Here is a 21,282-nt window from a genome sequence, read left to right as displayed (position 1 = left end):
CCCGTCGGTGTCCACCGCTAGCGTCCGCGGCGTGGACACCGACACGGACGGCACGCACGTCACCGCTCAGGACACCGCCCAGGACCCGCTGATGGACCGGATCACGGCGCTGGTCGCCCTGTCGCACCAGGGTTCCCGCGCGGAGGCGGCGGCGGGCTTCGCCGCACTCTGGCCCGAGCTCGTCGATCCCTTCCACCGCTGCGTGCTCGCGCACTACGCCGCGGACGTGCAGGAGGACCCGCACGCCGAGCTGGAGTGGGACCGCCGCGCGCTCGCCGCGGCGGACGAGGTGCCGCCCGGGCGCGCGGAGTCCCACCATCCGGCGCTGCAGCTCGCGGGGTTCTACCCGTCGCTGCACCTCAACCTGGCCGAGGCCTGCCGCAAGGTCGGCCTGGTCGACGAGGCCCGGGCGCAGCTGGCCGCCGCACGGGCGCGGCTGGGCGCGCTCGAGGACGCCGACCCCGGGTACGCGGGCACGATCCGGGGCGGCCTCGAGCGCCTCGCCGAGCGGCTGGGTCAGTAGACCCGCACGCGCTCCACGTCGAGATCGCGGAAGGCGGGCTCCCCCGCGATCGCGGCCATGCGCTCGGCGATGCGCTGGGTCGCCGGGTGCTTGGAGTTGCGCATGGCCGACTCGTGGTCGGGGAAGGCCACGAGCTCGCAGTGGCGCCCGGGGTCGTCGTGGTCGGTGGCGATGACCGACCAGACGGCGGTGCGCGCCTCACCGATCTCGGCCAGCCACTCGTCCTCGGCGGCGGTGAACTCGGCCATCCGGTCGCTACGGAAGTCGATGAGCTGGACGAACGCCCCGGTGCCGAGGTCGAGCGCCGTGGCGGGCACCATCGCCCCCTCCAGCGCCTCGCGCAGCTCCGGTCCGTCCTCGTGCCCGTGGGCGGCGACCGCGTGGGCCGCGGCCGCCGCCATCAGGTCCGCCGGTTCCCCGGTGAGCGTCATCGTGCAGCCCGACTCGCTCGGGATGGTCCGGCAGTCGATCGTCATCCTCGACATCGCGGCCTCCTCGCCGTCCGATAAGGGCATACATCCCACTCCTCGGACCCCCCGGGCCGCAATCCGGCGTTCGGACCAGCCTCAGCGCACCTCGGTGCCGGTGGCCACCCGCGGGGCGCCGTCGGCCGAGGCCGTCGCGAGGACCAGCCGGGCGATCCGGGCCCGGTGCTCCTCCGCGCCGCCCAGCAGCACCGCATCGGTCACCGCCCGCTTGAAGTACAGCTGGGCCTGGTACTCCCAGGTGAACCCGATGCCGCCGTGCACCTGCACCGCGGCCGAGGCGATCCCGGCGTAGGCCTCCGAGCAGGTCGCCTGGGCGATGCTCGTGGACAGGGCGGGGTCGTCCGAGCCGTCGTCGAGCGCCCAGACCGCGTGGTACGCGGTGGACCGGGCGTGCTCCAGGTCGACGAGCATGTCCGCCAGCCGGTGCTTGACCGCCTGGAAGGAGCCGATCGGGCGGCCGAACTGCAGGCGGCCCTTCGCGTACTCCACGGACAGGTCCAGCAGGTGCTGCGCTCCGCCGACCTGCTCGGCGGCCAGCAGCGCCGCACCGACCCGCAACGCGTGCGTGATCACCCGCTCGGCCTCGTCCGGCCCCGCCAGCAGGCGCGCGGGCGCGTCGGAGAGCCGCACGGTGGCCTGGCGGCGGGTGAGGTCCAGCGTGGTCAGCGCGGTGCGCTCCACCCCGGGGCCCGCGGCGTCGACCACGTGGAGCCCCACGCCGTCCGGTCCGGTCGCGGCGACCACCAGGTCGTCCGCGGCGCCCGCGTCGACCACCCGCTCGACGGTGCCGGTCAGGGTGTCCCCGCTCGCCGTGACCGTGACCGCGGAGGCGTCGAACGCGCCCGCCCGGTCCCCCACCGCGAACGCCGCCGTGCGCGCGCCCTCCACCAGCGGGCCCAGGACCGCGTCCCGCACCTCGCCCGGCGAGGCCGCGACCAGCGCCGGGATCGCCAGCAGCACGGTGCCGAACACCGGCCCGCAGAACAGCGAAGCGCCGAGCTCCTCCACCACCACGGCCTGGTCGACGAGCGTGCCGCCCGCCCCGCCGTCGGCCTCCGGGACGGCCAGCCCGAGCACGCCCAGCTCGGCGCCCAGCCGCGCCCAGGCCCCGGTGTCGAAGCCCGGATCGGACTCCATGAGCCTGCGGACCGTCTGCTCGTCCGACTGCTCGGCGGCGAACTTGCGCACGGCGGTGCGCAGCTCGCGCTGCTCGTCGGTCGTCACGAAGTGGTCAGCCACGGGGCACGTCCTTCCACGCCTTGCCCGAGTCGGCCCGCAGGTCGCCGGGCAGCCCCAGCACCCGCTCGCCGAGGATGTTGCGCAGCACGTCCGAGGTGCCGCCCTCGATGGTGTTGGCCTGCGCGCGCAGGAACCGCTGCTGCAGGGGCCCGCGCCAGTCGTCGTCCCGCTCGACGTCTCGCAGGGTGTAGTCGTGGTAGAGCAGGCCCTCCGGGCCGAGCAGATCCATGCAGAAGGCGTAGACCTGCTGGTTCAGCTCGGCGCCGACCAGCTTGCCGACCGAGCCCTCCGGGCCGGGCCCGCCGACCGTGGCCGCCGCGCGGGAGCGCTCGGAGGTCAGCCGCTGGGCCTCGCTGCGCAGCCAGAGCCGGGTGAGCCGGTCCTCCAGCACGGGGGTGTGCAGGTCCGGGCGCGCGGCCCACAGGCCGACGGCGTCCGCGATCGTCCCGCTGCCCCGCTTGCTGCCGCCCGCGCCGATCGAGCTGCGCTCGTTCATCAGCGTGGTCATGGCGACCCGCCAGCCGTCGCCGACGGCGCCGAGCCGGTGCGCGTCGGGGATCCGGGCGTCGGACAGGTAGACCTCGTTGAACTCGGCCTGCCCGGTCATCTGCCGCAGCGGCCGGGTCTCGACGCCCGGCGCGTGCATGTCCAGCACGAAGTAGGTCAGACCCTTGTGCTTCGGCACGTCCGGGTCGGTGCGGGCCAGCAGCAGGGCCCAGCTCGCCCGGTGGGCCAGCGAGGTCCAGACCTTCTGCCCGTTGATCACCCACTCGTCGCCGTCCCGGACGGCCGAGGTGGCGAGCCCGGCCAGGTCGGAACCCGCGCCCGGCTCGGAGAACAGCTGACACCAGATGTTCTCGGTCGAGGCGAGCGGGCGCAGCCACTCGCGCTTCAGCTCGTCGGTCTGAGCGTGCTCGCGCAGGGTCGGTGCGGCCATCCCGTACCCGATGGGGTTCTGCGAGAAGGGCACCGGCCCGCCCGCGTCCTGCAGGATCGTGTCCGCGACGGCCTGCAGGCCCCGGGAGACCCCGAGCCCCCCGAGACCCTCGGGGAAGTGCACCCACGCCAGCCCCGCGTCGAACGCGGCGGCGAGGAAATCACGGGTCGGGCCCTTCGGGTCATGGTCCCGGACCACCCGTTCGGCGGCCTCGGCCACCCGGGTCCGGTCGGCAACGGTGCTCATGGCCCGACGATAGGAGATGAACGATCGTTAAGATAGGGCCGGCCGCTCGCCCCTCGAACACGGCTGTTCACCGACCGGGTGTCGCCCACATCGACGGAGATGTGTCGCAACCCCCTGTTCGGGGGTATGACGGAGGGGTGAGCGTCCCGGAGTCCCGTCCCCCGCGCCTGACCGATGCCGAGCGGCAGCAGCTCGAGGAGCTCGAGCAGCGCCTGCTCGGCCAGTTCCCCGACCTCGGCGGCCGCTTCCGCCGCGAGGCCCATCCCACCTCCCGCGAGGTCCGCGTCGCGCGGATCGTGTTCGGGCTGATCGCCCTGGTGCTGGTCGTCGTGGCCGGCGTCGTCGGGGGGCTCGGGGGTGCCGTCTCCGTGCTCGTCGCGGTGGTCGGCACGTTCGGCCTGATCGCGTTGGTCACCCGCAACCTCGCCCGGGCGAGAGCCGCGGTCGACGCCACCGCCACCCGGCGGGCCAGCACCTCGGGGACCGCCGAGGCCTGACCGGCCCCGCACGGAACCCGGGCACGGCCACCCGGCCGTCTTTCGGAACCCGCCTGCGCACGACCCCCCGCGGTCCGTGCTGCGCGCCCACCGACGCTCACCTCGTCGCGCGCAGCCGTGGATCGTCGCCGGGCCGGGCCGCAGGCCCCGCCCGCGGTCGACCGGGGAGACTGGTCGCGTGCCCGCCCTCGTCGCCGACCTCGGCGCGCTGCCCGACCTGCCGGTCCGCGCCGCCCTCGACGAGATCACCCGGACCCTGACCGCACACGGCTCGGCCGTGCTCGTCGCGCCGCCCGGGACGGGCAAGACCACGCTCGTCCCGCTCGCCCTCGCGGGCGCGGTCGAGGGGCGGGTCCTGGTGGCCGAGCCCCGCCGGGTCGCCGCCCGTGCGGCGGCGCAGCGGATGGCGTCGCTGCTCGGAGAGCCCGTCGGGGAGCGGGTCGGGTACGCCGTGCGCGGTGACTCCCGCAGCTCCGCGCGCACCCGCGTCGAGATCGTCACGGCGGGGCTGTTGCTGCGCAGGCTGGTGGCCGAGCCGGACCTGCCCGGGGTGGGCGCCGTGGTGCTCGACGAGTGCCACGAACGTCACCTGGACGCCGACCTGCTGCTCAGCCTCCTGCTCGACGCCCGGGAGGGTCTGCGGCCGGACCTCCCCGTGCTGGCCGCGTCCGCCACCGTCGCGGCGGGCAGGCTCGCCGCGCTGCTGGGCGACGCCCCGGTGGTCGAGGTGGCGGCCCGGACGTACCCCGTAGCCGTCCGGTACCTGCCGCCGCACCGGGGCGAGCGGATCGAGGCGTGCGTGGCGCGCGGGGTCCGCGAGGCCCTCGGCGGTACCGACGGGTCCGTGGTGGCGTTCCTGCCGGGCGTCGGCGAGATCCGCCGCACCGAGTCGGCCCTGCGGGGCGCCGGAGTACCCGTGCTCCCGCTGCACGGACGGCTGTCCCCCGCGGAGCAGGACGCCGCACTGCGGGATTCCGGGCGTCGGGTCGTGCTGGCCACGGCGGTCGCCGAGTCCAGCCTGACGGTCCCGGGGGTGCGCGCCGTCGTCGACGCGGGCCTGGCCCGGGTCCCGCGGGTCGACCACCGCCGCGGGATGTCCGGGCTGGTCACGGTCCCGGTCTCGCGCGCGGTCGCCGACCAGCGCGCCGGTCGCGCCGGACGGGAGGCGCCGGGCACGGTGCTGCGTTGCTGGCCCGAGGGGCAGCTGCTCACGCCGTTCCCCGAGCCGGAGATCCGGACCGCCGATCTCACCCGGCTGGCGCTCGACCTCGCTGTGTGGGGTACCCCGGACGGCCGAGCGCTGCGCTGGTGGGACGCCCCGCCGGAGGGGCCCCTGGCCGCGGGCCGGGAGGTGCTGCGCGCCCTGGGCGCGGTCTCCCCCGACGGCTCCCTCACCCCCCGCGGGTCGCGGCTCGCGACCCTCGGCCTGCACCCCCGCCTCGCCCGCGCCCTGCTGGACGGTGCCGACGCCGTCGGCGCCCGCGCGGCGGCCGAGATCGTCGCGGTGCTGGACGACGACACCCTCACCTCCGGCGTCGACCTCGCCGCCGAGCTGGGTCGCCTCCGCGCGGGCCACCATCCCGCGGTGGGACGCTGGCGTTCCGAGGTCACCCGCCTCACCGCCCTGCTCCGCCCCCGGAAGCCCGACCGCCCGGACGCGGGCAGCGCAGAGCCCCACCCGGCCGCCCTCGGCGCCGCGCGCGCCGTGGCGCTGGTCGTGGGGTTGGCGCATCCGGAGCGGCTGGCCCGGCGGCGCACCGGCTCTGCGCCGGTGTTCCTCATGGCGGGGGGCACCGCCGTCGAGCTGAGCGGCGATCCGGCGCTGGGCGGCCGGGAGTGGCTGGCGGTCGCCGTGGCCGACCGCACCCCCGGCGCCGTGCACGGGCGGGTCCGGGCGGCCGCCGCAGCGGACCGGGCCCTCGCCGAGGAGGTCGCCGCCGCGCTGCTCGCCGAGACCGACGAGGTGGCCTGGGTGGACGGGGACGTCCAGGCCCGCCGTGTCCGCAGGCTCGGCGCGATCGTGCTGGAGCAGCGGCCGCTGCGCGATCCCGATCCCGCGCTCGTCCGGGAGGCCCTGCTGACCGGGCTGCGCGCCGAAGGCACCGGGCTGCTGCGCTGGTCCAGGGCCGACCGTGTCCTGCGGCAGCGGCTCGCCCACCTGCACCGCACGCTCGGTGCGCCGTGGACGGGCGTCGCGGAGGAGGACCTGCTGGCGGCGGCGGAGGACCCGGCCGGTCCGCTCGCCGCCCGGCTGGCCTCGGCCCGCCGCCGCGCCGACCTCGCCGCGGTCGATGCGGGCGACGTGCTCCGCGCCCTCGTCGGCTGGCCGCTCGCGGGCCGCATCGACGAGCTGGCTCCGGAGCGCCTCGAGGTGCCGACCGGCTCGAAGGTCGCGGTCGACTACTCCGGCGACCGGCCGGTCCTGCCGGTGCGGGTCCAGGAGACCTTCGGCTGGCGGGCGGGCCCGCGGATCGGGGGCGAGCCGGTGCTGCTGCACCTGCTCTCGCCCGCGGGCCGCCCGGCCGCCGTGACCGACGACCTGGAGTCCTTCTGGGACACCGGATACCCGCAGGTCAGGGCGGAGCTGCGGGGACGTTACCCCCGACACCACTGGCCGGAGGACCCGCGCACCGCGACCCCGACCCGCCGGACGGGCCGCAACCGGCCCGCGTGAGGCTCAGGAGCCGTCGCCGGGCAGGCTCTCGTAGATCTTCTTGCAGTCCGGGCAGACCGGCGAACCGGGCTTGGGCGACTTGGTGACCGGGAACCGCTCGCCGCAGAGGGCCTCCACCATGTTCCCCAGCACCGCGCTCTCGGCGATCTTCGCCTTCTTCACGTAGTGGAACATCTTCGGCTCGTCGGAGCCGGTGGACTCGGTGGTCTCCGGTCGAGTCTCGGTGTCGGGCAGAACCTGGGTGGCCATGTGCACCATGATGCCCCACGTGGCCACCCCCGTGCGCTCCCCCACCGGGTCCCCCGGCACGTCCCCCGTCGTCTCCCCCGCGGTGGCGGACGCGCTCGCGGCCGGCACCGCCGTCGTCGCGCTGGAGAGCACGATCCTCGCCCACGGTCTGCCCGCCCCGCGCAACCGCGCCGCGGCGGACGAGCTGGAGGCCGAGGTCCGCGCGACCGGGGCCGTCCCCGCCACCATCGCCGTGTTCGACGGCGTGCCCCACGTCGGGCTCACCGCCGGGCAGCTGGACCGGATCTGCAGCGAGCCCGTCGAGAAGCTGTCCGTGCGCGACCTCGGGGTCGCCGCGGGACTCGGGCTCTCCGGCGCGACGACGGTCGCCGCCACCGCCCGGCTGGCCGCGCTCGTCGGCGTCGAGGTCTTCGCGACCGGCGGGCTCGGCGGGGTGCACCGCGGCGCCCGCGAGACCTGGGACGTCTCCGCGGACCTCCCCGCGTTGGCCGTGACCCCCGTGCTGACGGTGTGCTCGGGGGTGAAGTCGATCCTGGACGTCGGCGCCACGCTGGAGGTCCTGGAGACCTCCTCGGTCCCGGTGCTCGGCTACCGCACGGACCGCTTCCCCGGCTTCTACCGGCGGGACTCGGGCTTCCCGGTGCCCTGGCGCGTCGAGTCACCGGACCGGGCCGCGCGGATCTGGGCCGCCCACGGGACGGGATCGGGGATGGTGCTGGCCCGCCCGGTGCCCGAGCAGGACGAGCTGGACGAGGCCCTCCACGACCGGCTGCTCGCCGAGGGCCTCGCCCTCGTGGCGGAGCGCGGGATCACGGGCAAGGACGTGACCCCGGCGCTGCTGGAGCACTTCCACTCCGCCAGCGGCGGGGCCAGCCTGGACACGAACGTCGCGCTCGTGCGGGCGAACGCGCGGCTCGCCGCGCAGGTCGCGGTGGCTCTCAGCTCTCCGACTTCGGGGACTCGTCGATGACGAGGTGCTCCCGGTCCTCGAGCTCGAGGCGCTCGGGCTTGTAGCGGTTGACCTTCTCGCGCTTCTGCGGGAGCCGGTCGTTCGCGATCAGCACCGCGATCCACGGCAGGGGGATCGAGATGACCAGCAGGGTCACCGCGAGCCAGGGGATGTTGTAGAACACGGCCGCGAGGATCATGCAGGGGATCCGCATCCCCATCGTGATCTTGTAGCGGCGCTTGCGCACCGCGAGCTCCTCGTCGTAGGAGCGTTGTGCGTCCGTGATGAGCACGGGATCGGCGTCCCGGCCCGGCGGACGACTGGACTCGGTCGTCAAGGGACCACCTCCGTTCCCATCGTGCGTTCTCATCGTGGCACCCGCCGCCACGGTACGCGCGTTCACCTCGCCACGAAGGGGTGCTACGCGTCGTCATCCCGCTCGCCGTGGCGAGGGTCGACCGCGTCTCCGTGCGCGTGCAGCCGCACCGGCCCCACGGCCTCCTCGGAGACGACCTCCAGCAGCCGCTTCGCCAGCCCGCCGGTGATCCGGTAGCGGACCAGCCTGCCCTCGCGGTGCGCCGTGACCATCCCGTGCGCGCGGAGCAGCCGCAGCGCGTGCGAGACCGCCGAGTCGCTCATCCCGACGGCCACGGCCAGGTCCGAGACGCAGAGGTCGCCCGCGTGCTGCAGGGCCAGCAGGATGGACAGCCGGTTGACCTCGCCGAGCGCGTCGAGCACCGTGGCCGCCCGCTGCACGCGCTCGCCGTCCGCCAGCACGGCGGTGGCGTCGCACACCTGGTCGGGATCGATGACCCGCAGGTCGCGACGGTCGGTGGGGACCTTGTGCACGTCGGTGATCCTACGCGCGCCCGCTCAGCCGCCCGCCTTCGCCGCGGCCTTGGCCGCCTGCTTGAAGGAGCGGACCCTCTCCAGCGACCCCTGGTCGACGACGTCCGCCACCGACCGGAACGAGCCCTCGTCCCCGTAGCTGCCCGCGGCCTCGCGCCAGCCCTCCGGCGTGACCCCGCGCTGCTTGCCCAGCAACGCCACGAAGATCTGCGCCTTCTGTGTGCCGAACCCGGGCAGCGCGGAGAGCCGCCGGAACAGCTCCCGCCCGTCCGCGACGTCCGACCAGACACCGGTCACGTCCCCGGCGTAGCGCTCGACGACGGCCTGGCACAGCGCCTGCACCCGGCCCGCCATCGACTTGGGGTAGCGGTGCAGCGCCGGGGTGCGGGCGAAGATCTCCACGAGCGCCTCGGGGTCGTACTCGGCGATCCGCCGGGCGTCGAGGGTGTCCGTGCCCAGCCGGGCGGCCAGCTCGGCGGGGGCGGAGAACGCGCGCTCCATGGGGATCTGCTGGTCCAGCAGCATGCCGGTGAGCAGGGCGAGGGGATCGCGGTCGAGCAGGGCGTCCGCCGCCGCGTCCTGGGAGAGGCTCAGCACGCGCCCAACGGTAGCGTCACGGCGTGCTCCCCGACGATCTGTGTGCCCGGCTCCGCGACACCCTCCTGGAGCAGGGGTTCACCACGACCGGGGTGCGGGCGCTGCTCGGCCCCGGCGCCCACGCCGCGCTGACCCGCGGCGAGCTGGAGGCCCCCGCCCGCGCCACCCGGGACGCCGGGACGCTCGGCGCGCTCGTCCGGCTGTTCCTGCTCGGCGGTGCCGAGGAGAAGCCCCCGCTCCCGGAGCTGGACGCGCTGGTCGCAGGCGGGCTGCTCACCTCCGGTCCCGAGGGCTACCGGGCCGCGATGGACCTGCGCCCCTACGGCGAGGCGGACGTCGGCGGCGAGGCGGACTGGTACGTGCTGTCCGATCTGGACACCCCCGCCGCGCGCCAGGACCGCGACCACGTCACCGGGGTGGGCGGGGCGTCGCTCACGCTGGCGTCGTCGCTGATCAGGACGCCGGTCCGGGAGACCCTGGACCTCGGCACCGGCTGCGGGGTGCAGGCGCTGCACGCCTCGCGGTTCTCCGGGCGGGTGGTCGCCACGGACGTCGCGCCCCGCGCGCTCGAGGTCGCCCGCGCCACCCTCGCGCTGTCCGGTGTGCGCACCGTCGAGCTCGTCGAGGGGCCCTGGCTCGCTCCGGTGGCCGACCGCCGGTTCGACGCGATCGTCTCCAACCCCCCGTTCGTCCCCGGGCCCGCACGGGTCGAGTACGTGTACCGGGACTCCGGCCGGGCGGGGGACGCCGCGCTGGCCGGGCTGCTCGCCGACCTGCCCGCGCGACTGAACCCGGGCGGCCGCGCCCAGCTGCTCGGCTCGTGGCTGCACGTCCGGGGGGAGGACTGGCCGGAGCGCGTCCGGTCCTGGATCCCCGCGGGCTGCGACGCCTGGATCCTGCAGCGCGAGGTCACCGACCCGGCCCTGCACGTGGGCACCTGGCAGCGGGACGCCGGGCTGGACCTGAGCGCGCCCGCCACCCGCGCGGCCGCGTCGGAGTGGCTGGACTGGTTGGACGCCGCGCGCGTCGAGGCCGTCGGGTTCGGGTTCCTGCTGCTGCGCCGCCACTCCGACGATGGGGCCGGGCGGCCCGGTGAGGTCGTCGTCGAGGACCTGCCCGGCGAGCTCGCCGACCCGCTCAACCTCGAGATGGCGGAGTGGCTGGACCGCATCGACTGGCTGGGCGCGCACGCCTCGGACGAGGCCCTGCTCGGCGCCCGGCTGCGGCTGTCCCCCGGCGCCACCCTGGAGCGCTACTCCGTCGCGGGCGCCGAGGGCTGGACGGACGCCGGTGCGGCGGTCGTCCTCGCCGACGGTCCACAGTGGCGGCACGAGGTGGACGAGCCCGCCGCCGCCCTGCTGGCGGGCTGCTCCGGCGCCCTCCCCCTGGACGACCTGTTCGCCCTGCTCTCGTTCGCCCACGACCGGCCGGTGGACGCGCTGGTCCGGGCCGCCCTGCCCGCGGTGCGGGAGCTCGTGCGACACGGCGTGCTGGTCCCCGCGTGAGAGCCCGGGCGTGAGAGCCGTCGCGGCCCGGGTCCGCGGCGCGTCCGTCGAGGTCGGTGGGCGGATCGTCGGCGCGATCGAGGGCGAGGGACTGCTCGTCCTGCTCGGGATCACCCATGCGGACGGCCCCGAGGACGTCGACCGGATGGCCCGCAAGCTCTGGGAGCTGCGCCTGCTGGACGGCGAGCGGTCCTGCGCGGACGCCGGTGCTCCGCTGCTGGTGGTCAGCCAGTTCACGCTCTACGGCGACACCCGCAAGGGCCGCCGCCCCTCGTGGACCGCCGCCGCCCGTCCGGAGGTCGCCGCCCCCCTCGTCGACGCGGTCGTCGCCGCACTGCGCGAGCGCGGCGCCCACGTCGAGACCGGGGTGTTCGGCGCGGACATGCGGGTCGCGTCGGTCAACGACGGCCCGTTCACGATCCTCGTCGAGACCTGAGGGTCGGGCGCTCAGGCCTTGGTCGAGCGCGCCTCGTCACCGACCTCGGTCGCCTTCTCGACGACCTGGACACCGGCGTCGAGGACGCCGCGGGCGAAGTCGCGCTGGACCTGGAGGACCTTCTGCGCGGCGGTGAAGCCGCTGTCGAGCAGGCCGCGCGCGTCCTCGGCGGTGGGGCGGAACGGGGTGAGGGCGGTGACCGCGTCCGTCCAGGTGCCGAAGGCGCCCGAGACGGCGTCCTGGCCGCGCTTGGCGAAGTCGGTGATGCGGTCGGTGGTGGTGGACATGAGTGAACCTCCATGTGTGGCTTCGGTGCTACCGAAACTACGCACGAGCGTTAAGTATGTCAACCACCGCAGCTCAGGCGTCCAGAAAGCTCCGGTAGACGCCGATGATCGCGGCCTTCTGCTCCTCGGTGAGGCGGGTCTCGGCGCGGACCGCCTCCTCGACCGAGGACACCCGGGAGCCGGGCTCGCCCGCGCCGGGCGCCACGCCGCTCGCGGCCGGGGTCTCCCCCCAGCCCGCCTGGCGCAGCAGCTGCTCGGTGTTGAGCTGCAGGGCGTCGGCGATCGAGTGCAACACCTTCAGTGACGGCTGGTGCAGGCCGCGCTCCACCTGGCTGAGGTAGGCGTTGGACACCCGCGTCATCGACGCCATCTCGCGCAGCGACAGCTTGGCCATCTGGCGCTGCGCCCGGATGAACCCTCCGAGCGCGTTGACCTGCTGGGACCAGCCGTCGCCGCGCGTCGCGCGCTCCGCGCGCGGCCCGGCATCACCCGTCGTCATGCGTCCCAGTCTCCCGGACGCGCAAGTGGGGCGGTCAGGGACGGGACACGTACTCGCCCGGCGCGTCCCCGAGCACGGGCAGCGCGGCGCTCCCGAAGTCCGGCGGCGTGCGCAGGTCCCCCGCCCGCTCGGTGATCCACGGCGCCCAGTCCTCCCACCAGCTCGCGCGGTGCTCGGCCGCGTCGTCTCGCCAGTCCTGCGAGCTCGCGGGCAGCTCCGCGGTCTCGGAGAACCAGTGCCGGGACTTCGGCGAGGGCGGGTTCACCACCCCGGCGATGTGGCCGGAGTTCGACAGCACGAACCGGACGGTGCCGCCCAGCCTGCGCGCGCCGAGGTACACCGACTCCCAGGGCGCGATGTGGTCCCGCTCCGCGGTGATCACGTACGCGTCCTGCGTGACGTCCCCGAGGTCCAACCGCTCCCCCGCCAGCTCGAGCTTGCCCTCGGCCAGCTCGTTGCGCAGGTAGTGCGTGCGCAGGTACTCGGTCTGCATCTCGGCGGGCATGCGGGTCGAGTCCGCGTTCCACGTCAGCATGTCGAACGGGACCGGGTCGCCGCCCTGCAGCCAGCTGGTGTTGACGTAGTTCCAGACCAGGTCGGTGGCGCGCAGCAGGTCGAAGGTGCGCTTCATGCTGGCCGCGGGCAGGTACCCGTCCTTGGCCATCACCCGCTCCAGGCGGTCCACCGTGGGCTCGTCGACGAAGACGCCGAGCATGCCGGGCTTCGTGAAGTCCAGCAGGGTGTTCATCAGCGTCAGCGAGTTGACGCGGTCGTCCCCGCGCGCGGCCAGCCAGGCCAGCGTGGAGGCCGCGATCGTGCCGCCGAGGCAGAGCCCGGCCACGTTGACCTTGTCCGCCCCGGTGATCTCCTGCACGGCGTCGAGCGCCGCAACCGGGCCCTCGCGCAGGTAGTCGCTCATGGTCAGGTCGCGCAGCGACGAGTCCGGGTTGCGGTAGCTGATCATGAACACGGTGTGCCCGTGCTGCACCGCCCACTCGACGAGGCTGCGGCCCGGCGCCAGGTCCATGATGTAGTACTTGTTGATCCACGGCGGGCTCATGAGCAGCGGGATCGCCCGGACCTTGGGGGTCTGCGGGGCGAACTGGATCAGCTCGATGAGGCGGTTGCGGTAGACCACCTTGCCCGGGGTCGTGGCCAGGTCCTGCCCGACCGTGAACTCACCGGGGGTGTACTGGCGCGGCATCCCGCCGTTCTGCACCACGTCCCGCAGCGCGTTGTGCAGCCCGCGGACGACGCTGCGCCCGCCCGTCTGGAAGGCCTTCTGCACCAGGCCCGGGCTGGACAGCGGCCAGTTCTGCGGGGCCGCGGCCTGCACGGCCTGGTCGAGCAGGAAGTCGATCTTGCGCCGCGCGGTCGGCTCCAGCTCGAGTGTTCGCGAGAGCGTCGAGAGCCGGTCCGCGAGCAGCGCGTGCTGCTGGCGGCAGAACCAGTACCAGGCGTTCTCCTCCCAGACCGGGTCCGCGAACCGGGGGTCCTTCTCGGGCAGCACCGCGGGCCCGCCCGACGTGCTCCCGACGGCCCGCAGGGCGGAGACCAGTCCGGCCCGACCCGCGTCCAGTCCCCAGCCGAGACCGGTGCGCGCCACCGCTCCCGGATGCGCGGCCGCCGACCGCACCGCGCCCGCCAGCGCGGGCCCGAAGCCGATCGGGTCGACCTTCGCGACGAGCGCCTTCGCGTCGAGCGCCTCGCGTACGCCGCCGACGATCCGGCGCGCGCGGTCCTCCGTCGATCCCGTGTCCGGTGTGCTGCTGGACGTCATCGGCCGTGGTCCCTCCCTGGAGTACGTGCGTGGGGTACCCGGTCCCGCGGGGCCGGAACCGGCCTCACCGCAGTGGGTTCACCCATGGTGAGGGGGTACGCGTCGGTAGCGGTCCGGAGTCGACCCACGTCACTCTGTATGCCCCGTCACCAGCGCTTGGTATAGCAAGCACTACCCCCGAGTAGCCCCGCTGTTGCTAGGGATACCCATCACGACCTACTCTCCGGTAGCAAGGTCGACATCACAGGCGATGGGAGACGACCATGAGCAGCGCGATCACGGCGGCGGGGGATCCGACCTCCGTCGTCCACGAGGACACCGCGCCCGGTGCGATCCCGCCCCAGGTCGGTGGCCCGGCGGCCGATCATCCCTACCGGTTCCTGATGCGCTACGGCGCACGCACCGCGGCGCGGACGGCGGAGGCCGCGGCACGGGCGGCGGGAGCGGCGTGGTGGTCGACGGCGCGCAGGCCGTGGGCGGCGCCCGCCCGCACGGCCCTGTGGCTGTCGACGATCGCGGACCGCGCCGAGCCGCGGTTCCACCTGGCCAACCGGACAGCCCTGGAGACCGACTTCGCGCGACTGCGGGACTTCACCCTGGACGAGCACCGGGACGACGCCGTCGTCCCCACGCTCGTGCTACCGCCCCAGGCCGGGCACAGCTCCACCGTCGTCGACTTCGCGCCGGGGCAGAGCCAGCTCACCGCGATCCGCGAGGCCGGGCTCACCCGGCTCTACGCGCTCGAGTGGCGCGGGGCGACCTCGAAGACCAAGCGGGTCACCGTCGAGGACTACATCGAGGTGGTCGACCGCTCGATCCGGCGCATGGGCGGGCGCGCCAACCTCGTCGGGGACTGTCAGGGCGGCTGGCTCGCGGCGATCTACGCGGCGCTGTACCCCGAGCGCGTGCACACCCTCACCCTCGCCGGCGCGCCGATCGACTTCCACGCGGGTGAGTCGGTCATCGCGGCGTCGACGAAGGCGCTGTCCGGCAGTCTCGGCATGGCGCCCTACCGCGCGCTCGTCGCGGCCAACGGCGGCACCATGTCCGGCGCCGCGGTGCTGAGCAACTTCCTGATGATCCAGCCGCAGGCGGAGATCTCGCGCCAGCTGCAGCTGCTGGCGCACGTCGACGACCCGGAGCACGTGGAGCGGTACCGGGTCTTCGAGGACTGGTTCAAACACACCCAGGACGTGCCCGGGGCGTTCTACCTGTGGCTGGTGGACAATCTGTTCCGGCAGAACAAGCTGGTCCGCGGTGACCTCGAGGTCGGTGGGCGCCCGGTGCGGCTGTCGGCGATCGACTGCCCGGTCCTGCTGCTGGCGGGTGCCACGGATCACATCACGCCGCCGGAGCAGCTCTTCGCCATCGCCGACCACGTGTCCACGCCCGCGTCGCAGATCGTGAGGCGGACCGCCGCGGGCGGCCATCTCGGCCTGTTCACCGGGCACAGGGCGCTGCACCACGACTGGCCCGCGCTGATGGACGAGGTGCACCGGCACTCCACGGCGGGGATCACCGGCGTCGCCTGACCGTCCCGGCCCCGTTCACCCGCACGGCGGATGCGCGGGGCCGGGAACGTTTATCCGACGTCCTGCGTTCAACCCTGTAGAACCCCGGCGGAAGGCCTCCACGGCGAACCGCCCGGGTCGCGTTAGGGGAGGAACGTCCATGACACTGGCAACGACGGTGGATCCCGCAGCCGCTCCTGCCGACGACACCGCGGGTCGACCCACGGCCGGCCGCGGTACGAATCCGCGCGTTCCCGGCCAGCGTACTCCGTCCGCCGGGCGGGTGGTGCGGAGCGCGCAGACCGAGCCCGCGGACGAGTCGGGCGAGGCCACCGAGGAGAACGTCCGGCCGGAGCTCACGGCCGAGGACCTCGACGCGCAGAGCCCGGCGGCCGACCTGGTCCGCGTGTACCTGAACGGGATCGGCAAGACCGCGCTGCTCACCGCGGCGCAGGAGGTCGACCTGGCCAAGCGGATCGAGGCCGGGGTCTTCGCCAAGCACGTCCTCGACACCGAGGGCACCGCCCTGGCGGCGGACTACGCCCGCGACCTGCGCGCCGTGGTGCGAGACGGCGAGCGCGCCCGCAACCACCTGCTGGAGGCCAACCTCCGCCTCGTGGTGTCGCTGGCCAAGCGCTACACCGGGCGCGGCATGCCGCTGCTCGACCTGATCCAGGAGGGGAACCTGGGCCTGATCCGCGCGGTCGAGAAGTTCGACTACGCGAAGGGCTTCAAGTTCTCCACCTACGCCACCTGGTGGATCCGGCAGGCGATCACCCGCGGGATGGCCGACCAGGCCCGCACGATCCGGCTGCCCGTGCACCTGGTGGAGCAGGTGAACAAGCTGGCGCGGATCAAGCGGGACATGCACCAGCGCCTGGGCCGCGAGGCCACCCACGAGGAGCTGGCCGCCGAGTCCGGGCTGCCCGAGGAGAAGATCGCGGACCTGCTCGACCACGCGCGGGACCCGGTGAGCCTGGACATGCCGGTCGGCAGCGACGAGGAGGCCCCGCTCGGGGACTTCATCGAGGACGACCAGGCTGCGGACGCGGAGAACACCGTGATCAGCCACCTGCTGCACGACGACCTGCGCCGCGTCCTCGGCACCCTCGAGGAGCGTGAGCAGCTGGTCATCCGGATGCGCTACGGCCTAGACGACGGCCAGCCGTGCACCCTGGACCAGATCGGCCGCCGCTTCGGGCTCTCCCGCGAGCGGGTGCGCCAGATCGAGCGCGAGGTCATGGCCAAGCTGCGGGTCGGCGAACGCGCCGACCGGCTGCGGGCCTACGCCAGCTGATCCCGGTCCCCCGGCGCGGACGAGGCGCGGCACCGATCCGGTGCCGCGCCTCTCGCGTGAGCGGCCGACGTCGCCCTCCGGGCTCCCCACGAGTCGGGACGACGTCGACCGGTGGTCATTGTCCGGCCCGGCCTGCCCCGCACCCGTCCGACGGGGCGGGCTCGATCGGTGGACACGGGGGCGGTCCGCGTCACATCGCATTTCGGAGGTCGAAACAGTGATGGTCTTCCCGCAGCCGGTTGCCTAGGCTCGACCCATGACGTCGAGCGCCCCGTCGAGTGCCCAGGACACCCCGCAGCCGGTCACCCCGCAGATCATGCGGGAGGTGTTGGGGCACTTCGTGTCCGGCGTCGTCGTGATCACCGCGCAGGGGCCGGAGGGCCCGATCGGCTTCACCTGCCAGTCCTTCTCCTCGCTGTCGCTGGACCCGCCGCTGATCTCCTTCTCCCCCGCGCGCACCTCGTCGACCTGGCCCAAGATCCGGGAGATCGGCACGTTCTGCGTGAACGTCCTGGCATCGGACCACTCGGAGTACAGCAACGGCTTCGCCCGCTCGGGCACGGACAAGTACGCGGGCGTGACCTGGTCCCCCGCCCCCAGCGGCTCGCCGATCCTGGAGGGCGTGAGCGCCTGGATCGACTGCACGCTGTGGAACGAGTACGACGGCGGCGACCACACCATCGTCATCGGCACGGTCTCGGACCTGGGTGCGGACGAGGCGCGGCTGCCGCTGCTGTTCTACCGCGGCGGTTACGGGATCACCGCGCCGCTGCCGCCGAGCGGGGCCGAGGAGTCCTGAGTCTGGGGCAGGCCCAGACGGGCGGGGAGGTCGGCCACCGAGCCCAGCACGTCGTGCGCTCCCGCCGCCCGTAGCGTGCTCGTGGGGTGGGCGCCGCCCGCCACGCCCAGCGCCAGCCCGGCGCCCGCCCGCGTGGCCGCGCGGATTCCCGCCGTCGTGTCGGCGACGAGCACGACCTCCACCGGGTCGGCGTCGGCGGCCACCGCGGCGGCGAGCACCAGGTCCGGGTCCGGCAGGCCGCGCCCACCGACGTCCCCGGGTCCGAGCACCAGGTCCGCGGGCAGCCCGGTCGCGGCCACCAGGCGGTCGCAGGCCCGGGTCGAGAGGTTCCCGACGAGGGCGACCGCGAGGTCCGCCTCGCGCAACGCCGCGATCGCCGCTCCCGCGCCCGCGACCGCGCGCACGCGGCCCGCGCCCGCCTCGTCGCACAGCCAGGCCTCGTAGACCTCCGCCGCCATCCGGGCGCGGCGCAGGTCGCCGTCGAGCAGGTCGGCGAAGATCCGCACCACCGGGCGGTCCATCGCCGCGCGCGCCTGCCGCTCCAGCGCGGGCACCCGCGGACCCGCCACCGGCACGCCCACGCTGACCAGGCCGCGCCGGACGGCGTCGAGCGCGAGCCCCTCGTCGGCCACCGCCGTCCCGACGAGGTCCACCACCGCCACCCGCATCCCGCCACCCCACCGGTCGAGGGTGAGCACGGGGCCTACCGTGGGCGACGCCCAGGTGAACTCGGCGAATCCCTCACGTGATCGTCACCGCTCAGGCGGCGGTGTCCTCCAGCTCGGAGATCACGCGCAGCGCGGCGTCCGGGTAGTCCTCGACGAGCCGCGCGACCTGGTCCTCGCGCCCCTCCGCGACCGCGGTGTTCACCGCCGCCACGTACTCGTCGTGCAGCAGCCGCAGACGCGCCCGCACCAACTCACCCATCACCGTCGCTCCTCCTCGTGGAAAGTGTCCACCCGGTCGAACGCCCCCCGGGCCGCCGGTGCTTCCCCTTCCCGCGCAGGTCACAACTCAGCTGGTGAGGTTCAGCTCGAAGGAGTACCGGCTGGCCCGGTAGAGGTGCGAGCCGTACTCGACGGCCTTGCCCGCCGCGTCCCACGCCGTGCGGGTCATGGTGAGCAGCGGGGCGCCGCGGGTCTCGTCGAGGATCCGGGCCTCGGCCGCCGTCGCCGTCCGCGCGCCGACGACCTGGTTCGCCATCCGCGGCACGTGCCCGGCCGCGCGCAGCAGGTCGTAGAGCCCGCCGCGCTCGAGGTCCTCGCGACGCAGCCGCAGCAGGTCGACCGGGACCGCGTTGTGCATGAGCGCCAGCGGCTCGTCCCCGGCGAAGCGCAGCCGCTCCACCCAGGTGACCTCGGAGCCGAACGGGATGCCGAGCGCCTCCGCGACCTGGTCCGGGGCGGGCCGGATGTCGAACTCGCGGATCTCGGTGCGGGGCGCCTGCCCGCTCTTGGCGAGGTCGTCGTACAGGCTGGTCAGCTCCACGGGGCGGCGCACCTTGGGGTGCACCACCTGGGTGCCGACGCCGCGCTTGCGGATCAGCATGCCGCGTTCGACCAGGTAGGAGATGGCGCGGCGCATCGTCGGGCGGGAGACGCCGAGCCGGTCGGCGAGCTCCACCTCGTTCTCCAGCCTGCTGCCGACCGGGATGTCGCCCTCCTCGATCTGCTGCTGCAGTCGGGTGGCGACCTGGAAGTACAGCGGGACCGGACTCGTGCGGTCCAGGGTCACGTCCGGGACCAACGCTCCGCCGCCCATTCGGTCCACGCGACACTGCCTCTCTCCCATGTCCTGACAAAGTATGTCAGGACAAAGTGTTGACGTACTGCTCGCAGGAGCGTACACCTATCGCGGTGTTCGGAGTCACAACGAACTCGATCACCGGCCCCGGCAGGGACTGCCGGGACGTCCGACGGAGAGGCAGCTCATGCGAGACGCGGTGCTCTCCGATCTCGTCCGCACCCGGGTGCGCCGCCCGGACGCGGTGGCCGCGGCCGCCGCGAACCGCCGCAGGCCGACCTCGCTGCTGGGCGACCACGGCCGCCTGATGATGGTGGCGGCCGACCACCCGGCCCGCGGTGCACTTGCCGCGGGCGACCGCCCGCAGGCCATGGGCGACCGCGCGGACCTGCTGGACCGGCTGGTGCTCGCGTTGTCCCGGCCCGGGGTGAACGGGGTGCTCGGCACCCCGGACGTGCTGGAGGACCTCCTCCTGCTCGGCGCGCTGGACGACAAGGTGGTCATCGGCTCGATGAACCGCGGCGGCCTCGTGGGCACCGCGTTCGAGCTCGACGACCGCTTCACCGCCTACGACGCCGCGAGCATCGCCGCGGCGGGCTTCGAGGGCGGCAAGATGCTCGCCCGGATCGACGCGGACGACGCCGCCAGCGTCGCGACGCTCGAGTCCTGCGGGCACGCGGTGTCGGAGCTGGCGGGGCACCGGCTGATGGCGATGGTGGAGCCGTTCCTGTCCCGCCGGGTCGACGGCCGGGTCCGCAACGAGCTCACCGCGGACGCGATGACCCGGGCGATGACCGTCGCCGCGGGGCTGGGCACCACGTCGGCCTACACCTGGCTGAAGGTGCCCGTGGTCGAGGACATGGAACGCGCGATGGCGGCCACCACGCTGCCCGCCGTGATCCTCGGCGGCGAGGTGGCCGACGACCAGGAGGCCACCCTCGCCCGCTGGAGCAAGGCCCTGGCCCTGCCCACCGTCCAGGGACTGGTCGTCGGCCGGTCCCTGCTCTACCCACCGGACGACGACGTCTCCGGGGCCGTCGACGCCGCGGTGCGGCTGCTCTAGCATGCCGCGCCACCTTCACTCATCGATGAGACGAAGTTCAGGAAGGACAATGATGTTCCGATCCGCGAAGCGGGCCACGGTGTTCGCCGCCGTCCTCGCGAGTGCCGCCCTCGTCACGGCTGCGTGCAGCAGCCAGGGGGGCGCGCAGAACTCCGGCGCCGCGAACGCGCCTGCGGGTGGCACGGCGCCCGGGGGGCAGAAGTACACCATCGCGATGGTGACCCACGCCCCTCCCGGCGACACCTTCTGGGACAAGATCCAGTCCGGCGCCCAGGCCGCCGCGACCCAGCTCGGCGTGGACCTGAAGTACTCGAACGATCCCGACTCCGGGCCCCAGGCCACCCTTGTCCAGAACGCGATCGACTCCAAGGTCGACGCCATCGCGGTCAGCCTCGCCTACCCGGACGCCGTGGGGCCGGTCCTGAAGAAGGCCTCGGATGCGGGCATCCCGACCGTCGCGTTCAACGCCGGTCTCGACCAGTACCAGAAGTACGGCGCCAAGATGTACTTCGGCTCCGACGAGGACGTCGCGGGCCAGGCCGTCGGCACCAGGCTGAGCCGGTCCGGAGGTACCGGCAAGGCGATCTGCGTGATCCAGGAGCAGGGCAACGTCGCCCTGGAGACCCGGTGCGCAGGCGTCGCCAAGACCTACCCGAACGTCGAGATCCTGCAGGTCAACGGACGCGACCTGCCGTCGGTCCAGCAGACCATCGGGGCCAAGCTGCAGGAGGACCCCTCGATCGGCTACGTCGTCACCCTCGGTGCCGACTACGCGCTCGCCGCGGCCCAGTCGGTCTCGAGCGGCAACAGCCAGGCGAAGATCGCGACCTTCGACCTGAACAAGGACACCGCGCAGGCCATCAAGGACGGCAAGGTGCTCTTCGCCGTCGACCAGCAGCCCTACCTGCAGGGCTTCATGTCCGTGCAGATGCTGTGGCTCAACCTCACCAACGGCAACGACCTCGGTGGTGGCAAGGCCGTCCTGACCGGTCCGTCCTACGTCGACAGCGCCAACATCGACAAGATCCTCCAGTTCGCCAACAACAACACCCGCTGAGCCGCGGGCCGTGGGGAGCCGGACGTGAACTCCGGCTCCCCCGCCGCGCCGATCCTA

At 74.1% G+C, this 21,282-nt stretch carries 24 protein-coding genes; 11 read left to right on the top strand and 13 right to left on the bottom strand.

Features of this window, described 5'->3' with window-relative positions:
* Positions 1-31 precede the first annotated feature (31 nt).
* Entirely contained in the window at positions 32-523 is a 492-nt protein-coding gene (locus tag ABD993_RS19930; RefSeq protein ID WP_345420443.1) for a hypothetical protein, read from the top strand.
* Here ABD993_RS19930 and ABD993_RS19925 read toward each other — a convergent pair.
* The 3 genes from ABD993_RS19925 to ABD993_RS19915 are packed head-to-tail and all read right to left on the bottom strand — an operon-like array spanning position 517 to position 3,433.
* On the bottom strand, positions 517-1,038 hold the full coding sequence (locus ABD993_RS19925; RefSeq protein WP_345420440.1) for a DUF1059 domain-containing protein: 522 nt from the start codon (positions 1,036-1,038) through the stop codon (positions 517-519). The two genes, ABD993_RS19930 and ABD993_RS19925, sit on opposite strands and share 7 nt — an antisense overlap.
* Before the next feature lie 51 nt (positions 1,039-1,089).
* Complete coding sequence (locus ABD993_RS19920) at positions 1,090-2,250, bottom strand: acyl-CoA dehydrogenase family protein (RefSeq protein WP_345420437.1); 1,161 nt, start codon at positions 2,248-2,250, stop codon at positions 1,090-1,092.
* On the bottom strand, positions 2,243-3,433 hold the full coding sequence (locus ABD993_RS19915) for an acyl-CoA dehydrogenase family protein (protein ID WP_345420434.1): 1,191 nt from the start codon (positions 3,431-3,433) through the stop codon (positions 2,243-2,245). Before ABD993_RS19915 ends, ABD993_RS19920 begins: the two co-directional genes overlap by 8 nt.
* 137 nt (positions 3,434-3,570) lie before the next feature.
* Between ABD993_RS19915 and ABD993_RS19910 the strand changes: the two genes are divergently transcribed.
* Both ABD993_RS19910 and hrpB read left to right on the top strand, forming a co-directional pair.
* The gene (locus tag ABD993_RS19910; RefSeq protein WP_345420431.1) at positions 3,571-3,930 is read left to right on the top strand and encodes a DUF3040 domain-containing protein; all 360 of its coding nucleotides are present in this window, start codon (positions 3,571-3,573) and stop codon (positions 3,928-3,930) included.
* Positions 3,931-4,108: 178 nt separating this feature from the next.
* Positions 4,109-6,604, top strand: coding sequence for an ATP-dependent helicase HrpB (gene hrpB / locus ABD993_RS19905; RefSeq protein WP_345420428.1), 2,496 nt, complete (start codon positions 4,109-4,111; stop codon positions 6,602-6,604).
* A gap of 3 nt (positions 6,605-6,607) precedes the next feature.
* Here the strand turns inward: hrpB and ABD993_RS19900 are convergent, their stop codons facing one another.
* Positions 6,608-6,853 (bottom strand): DUF3039 domain-containing protein, encoded by a 246-nt coding sequence (locus ABD993_RS19900; protein ID WP_345420426.1) that lies wholly within the window; start codon positions 6,851-6,853, stop codon positions 6,608-6,610.
* A gap of 10 nt (positions 6,854-6,863) precedes the next feature.
* Here ABD993_RS19900 and ABD993_RS19895 point away from each other — a divergent pair, with 10 nt between their 5' ends.
* Entirely contained in the window at positions 6,864-7,823 is a 960-nt protein-coding gene (locus ABD993_RS19895; RefSeq protein WP_345420502.1) for a pseudouridine-5'-phosphate glycosidase, read from the top strand.
* Here the strand turns inward: ABD993_RS19895 and ABD993_RS19890 are convergent.
* From ABD993_RS19890 to ABD993_RS19880, 3 genes are read right to left on the bottom strand one after another with little or no spacing between them, the layout of a single operon-like run.
* Positions 7,792-8,172: a DUF3099 domain-containing protein gene (locus ABD993_RS19890; protein WP_425569058.1), complete on the bottom strand. Its 381-nt coding sequence runs from the start codon at positions 8,170-8,172 to the stop codon at positions 7,792-7,794. The two genes, ABD993_RS19895 and ABD993_RS19890, sit on opposite strands and share 32 nt — an antisense overlap.
* Positions 8,173-8,222: 50 nt before the next feature.
* Entirely contained in the window at positions 8,223-8,651 is a 429-nt protein-coding gene (locus ABD993_RS19885) for an ArsR/SmtB family transcription factor (protein WP_345420420.1), read from the bottom strand.
* Between the two features lie 24 nt (positions 8,652-8,675).
* Entirely contained in the window at positions 8,676-9,248 is a 573-nt protein-coding gene (locus ABD993_RS19880; protein WP_345420417.1) for an HhH-GPD-type base excision DNA repair protein, read from the bottom strand.
* A 23-nt stretch (positions 9,249-9,271) separates the two neighbouring features.
* On the opposite strand from ABD993_RS19880, the gene ABD993_RS19875 reads away from it, so the two are divergent.
* Positions 9,272-10,753, top strand: coding sequence for a DUF7782 domain-containing protein (locus ABD993_RS19875; protein ID WP_345420414.1), 1,482 nt, complete (start codon positions 9,272-9,274; stop codon positions 10,751-10,753).
* A 10-nt stretch (positions 10,754-10,763) separates the two neighbouring features.
* Positions 10,764-11,189: a D-aminoacyl-tRNA deacylase gene (gene dtd, locus ABD993_RS19870; RefSeq protein WP_345420411.1), complete on the top strand. Its 426-nt coding sequence runs from the start codon at positions 10,764-10,766 to the stop codon at positions 11,187-11,189.
* A gap of 11 nt (positions 11,190-11,200) precedes the next feature.
* On the opposite strand, the gene ABD993_RS19865 is transcribed toward dtd, so the two are convergent.
* The 3 genes from ABD993_RS19865 to ABD993_RS19855 form a co-directional block, all read right to left on the bottom strand.
* The gene (locus tag ABD993_RS19865; protein WP_345420408.1) at positions 11,201-11,476 is read right to left on the bottom strand and encodes a hypothetical protein; all 276 of its coding nucleotides are present in this window, start codon (positions 11,474-11,476) and stop codon (positions 11,201-11,203) included.
* Between the two features lie 73 nt (positions 11,477-11,549).
* Positions 11,550-11,975, bottom strand: coding sequence for a helix-turn-helix domain-containing protein (locus tag ABD993_RS19860; RefSeq protein ID WP_345420405.1), 426 nt, complete (start codon positions 11,973-11,975; stop codon positions 11,550-11,552).
* A gap of 34 nt (positions 11,976-12,009) precedes the next feature.
* Positions 12,010-13,755, bottom strand: a complete 1,746-nt coding sequence (locus tag ABD993_RS19855) for a PHA/PHB synthase family protein (RefSeq protein ID WP_345420402.1) — start codon at positions 13,753-13,755, stop codon at positions 12,010-12,012.
* Between the two features lie 263 nt (positions 13,756-14,018).
* On the opposite strand from ABD993_RS19855, the gene ABD993_RS19850 reads away from it, so the two are divergent.
* The 3 genes from ABD993_RS19850 (at position 14,019) to ABD993_RS19840 (ending at position 17,362) form a co-directional block, all read left to right on the top strand.
* Positions 14,019-15,287 (top strand): alpha/beta fold hydrolase, encoded by a 1,269-nt coding sequence (locus ABD993_RS19850; RefSeq protein ID WP_345420399.1) that lies wholly within the window; start codon positions 14,019-14,021, stop codon positions 15,285-15,287.
* A gap of 265 nt (positions 15,288-15,552) precedes the next feature.
* On the top strand, positions 15,553-16,563 hold the full coding sequence (locus tag ABD993_RS19845) for a sigma-70 family RNA polymerase sigma factor (protein ID WP_425569057.1): 1,011 nt from the start codon (positions 15,553-15,555) through the stop codon (positions 16,561-16,563).
* A 256-nt stretch (positions 16,564-16,819) separates the two neighbouring features.
* Positions 16,820-17,362, top strand: coding sequence for a flavin reductase family protein (locus tag ABD993_RS19840; protein ID WP_345420394.1), 543 nt, complete (start codon positions 16,820-16,822; stop codon positions 17,360-17,362).
* On the opposite strand, the gene ABD993_RS19835 is transcribed toward ABD993_RS19840, so the two are convergent.
* From ABD993_RS19835 to ABD993_RS19825, 3 genes are all read right to left on the bottom strand, one after another.
* Positions 17,314-18,060, bottom strand: coding sequence for an HAD family hydrolase (locus tag ABD993_RS19835; protein WP_345420391.1), 747 nt, complete (start codon positions 18,058-18,060; stop codon positions 17,314-17,316). The two genes, ABD993_RS19840 and ABD993_RS19835, sit on opposite strands and share 49 nt — an antisense overlap.
* Positions 18,061-18,121: 61 nt before the next feature.
* Positions 18,122-18,289 carry a hypothetical protein gene (locus tag ABD993_RS19830; protein WP_345420388.1) on the bottom strand — a complete coding sequence of 56 codons (168 nt, stop codon included), beginning with the start codon at positions 18,287-18,289 and terminating at the stop codon, positions 18,122-18,124.
* A gap of 87 nt (positions 18,290-18,376) precedes the next feature.
* Positions 18,377-19,123: a GntR family transcriptional regulator gene (locus ABD993_RS19825; protein ID WP_345420499.1), complete on the bottom strand. Its 747-nt coding sequence runs from the start codon at positions 19,121-19,123 to the stop codon at positions 18,377-18,379.
* A gap of 169 nt (positions 19,124-19,292) precedes the next feature.
* Between ABD993_RS19825 and ABD993_RS19820 the strand changes: the two genes are divergently transcribed.
* Both ABD993_RS19820 and ABD993_RS19815 read left to right on the top strand, forming a co-directional pair.
* Positions 19,293-20,168: a Cgl0159 family (beta/alpha)8-fold protein gene (locus ABD993_RS19820; RefSeq protein ID WP_345420385.1), complete on the top strand. Its 876-nt coding sequence runs from the start codon at positions 19,293-19,295 to the stop codon at positions 20,166-20,168.
* Positions 20,169-20,217: 49 nt separating this feature from the next.
* The gene (locus tag ABD993_RS19815) at positions 20,218-21,225 is read left to right on the top strand and encodes a substrate-binding domain-containing protein (protein ID WP_345420383.1); all 1,008 of its coding nucleotides are present in this window, start codon (positions 20,218-20,220) and stop codon (positions 21,223-21,225) included.
* The last annotated feature ends 57 nt before the right edge of the window (positions 21,226-21,282 follow it).

It is taken from the genome of Pseudonocardia xishanensis (genome assembly GCF_039541715.1).
In the GTDB taxonomy this organism is placed as follows: domain Bacteria; phylum Actinomycetota; class Actinomycetes; order Mycobacteriales; family Pseudonocardiaceae; genus Pseudonocardia; species Pseudonocardia xishanensis.
This window is presented reverse-complemented; position numbering and strand designations above follow the sequence as displayed.

What these genes read in the sequence shown, in the direction of transcription:
- ABD993_RS19915 (WP_345420434.1), bottom strand. Translation starts at nt 3,433, where the DNA reads ATGAGCACCGTTGCCGACCGGACCCGGGTGGCCGAGGCCGCCGAACGG.
- ABD993_RS19900 (WP_345420426.1), bottom strand. Translation starts at nt 6,853, where the DNA reads ATGGCCACCCAGGTTCTGCCCGACACCGAGACTCGACCGGAGACCACC.
- ABD993_RS19865 (WP_345420408.1), bottom strand. Translation starts at nt 11,476, where the DNA reads ATGTCCACCACCACCGACCGCATCACCGACTTCGCCAAGCGCGGCCAG.
- ABD993_RS19890 (WP_425569058.1), bottom strand. Translation starts at nt 8,172, where the DNA reads ATGAGAACGCACGATGGGAACGGAGGTGGTCCCTTGACGACCGAGTCC.
- ABD993_RS19855 (WP_345420402.1), bottom strand. Translation starts at nt 13,755, where the DNA reads ATGACGTCCAGCAGCACACCGGACACGGGATCGACGGAGGACCGCGCG.
- ABD993_RS19860 (WP_345420405.1), bottom strand. Translation starts at nt 11,975, where the DNA reads ATGACGACGGGTGATGCCGGGCCGCGCGCGGAGCGCGCGACGCGCGGC.
- ABD993_RS19830 (WP_345420388.1), bottom strand. Translation starts at nt 18,289, where the DNA reads ATGGGTGAGTTGGTGCGGGCGCGTCTGCGGCTGCTGCACGACGAGTAC.
- ABD993_RS19925 (WP_345420440.1), bottom strand. Translation starts at nt 1,038, where the DNA reads ATGCCCTTATCGGACGGCGAGGAGGCCGCGATGTCGAGGATGACGATC.
- ABD993_RS19840 (WP_345420394.1), top strand. Translation starts at nt 16,820, where the DNA reads ATGACGTCGAGCGCCCCGTCGAGTGCCCAGGACACCCCGCAGCCGGTC.
- ABD993_RS19895 (WP_345420502.1), top strand. Translation starts at nt 6,864, where the DNA reads ATGCCCCACGTGGCCACCCCCGTGCGCTCCCCCACCGGGTCCCCCGGC.
- ABD993_RS19850 (WP_345420399.1), top strand. Translation starts at nt 14,019, where the DNA reads ATGAGCAGCGCGATCACGGCGGCGGGGGATCCGACCTCCGTCGTCCAC.
- ABD993_RS19820 (WP_345420385.1), top strand. Translation starts at nt 19,293, where the DNA reads ATGCGAGACGCGGTGCTCTCCGATCTCGTCCGCACCCGGGTGCGCCGC.
- ABD993_RS19815 (WP_345420383.1), top strand. Translation starts at nt 20,218, where the DNA reads ATGATGTTCCGATCCGCGAAGCGGGCCACGGTGTTCGCCGCCGTCCTC.
- ABD993_RS19825 (WP_345420499.1), bottom strand. Translation starts at nt 19,123, where the DNA reads ATGGGCGGCGGAGCGTTGGTCCCGGACGTGACCCTGGACCGCACGAGT.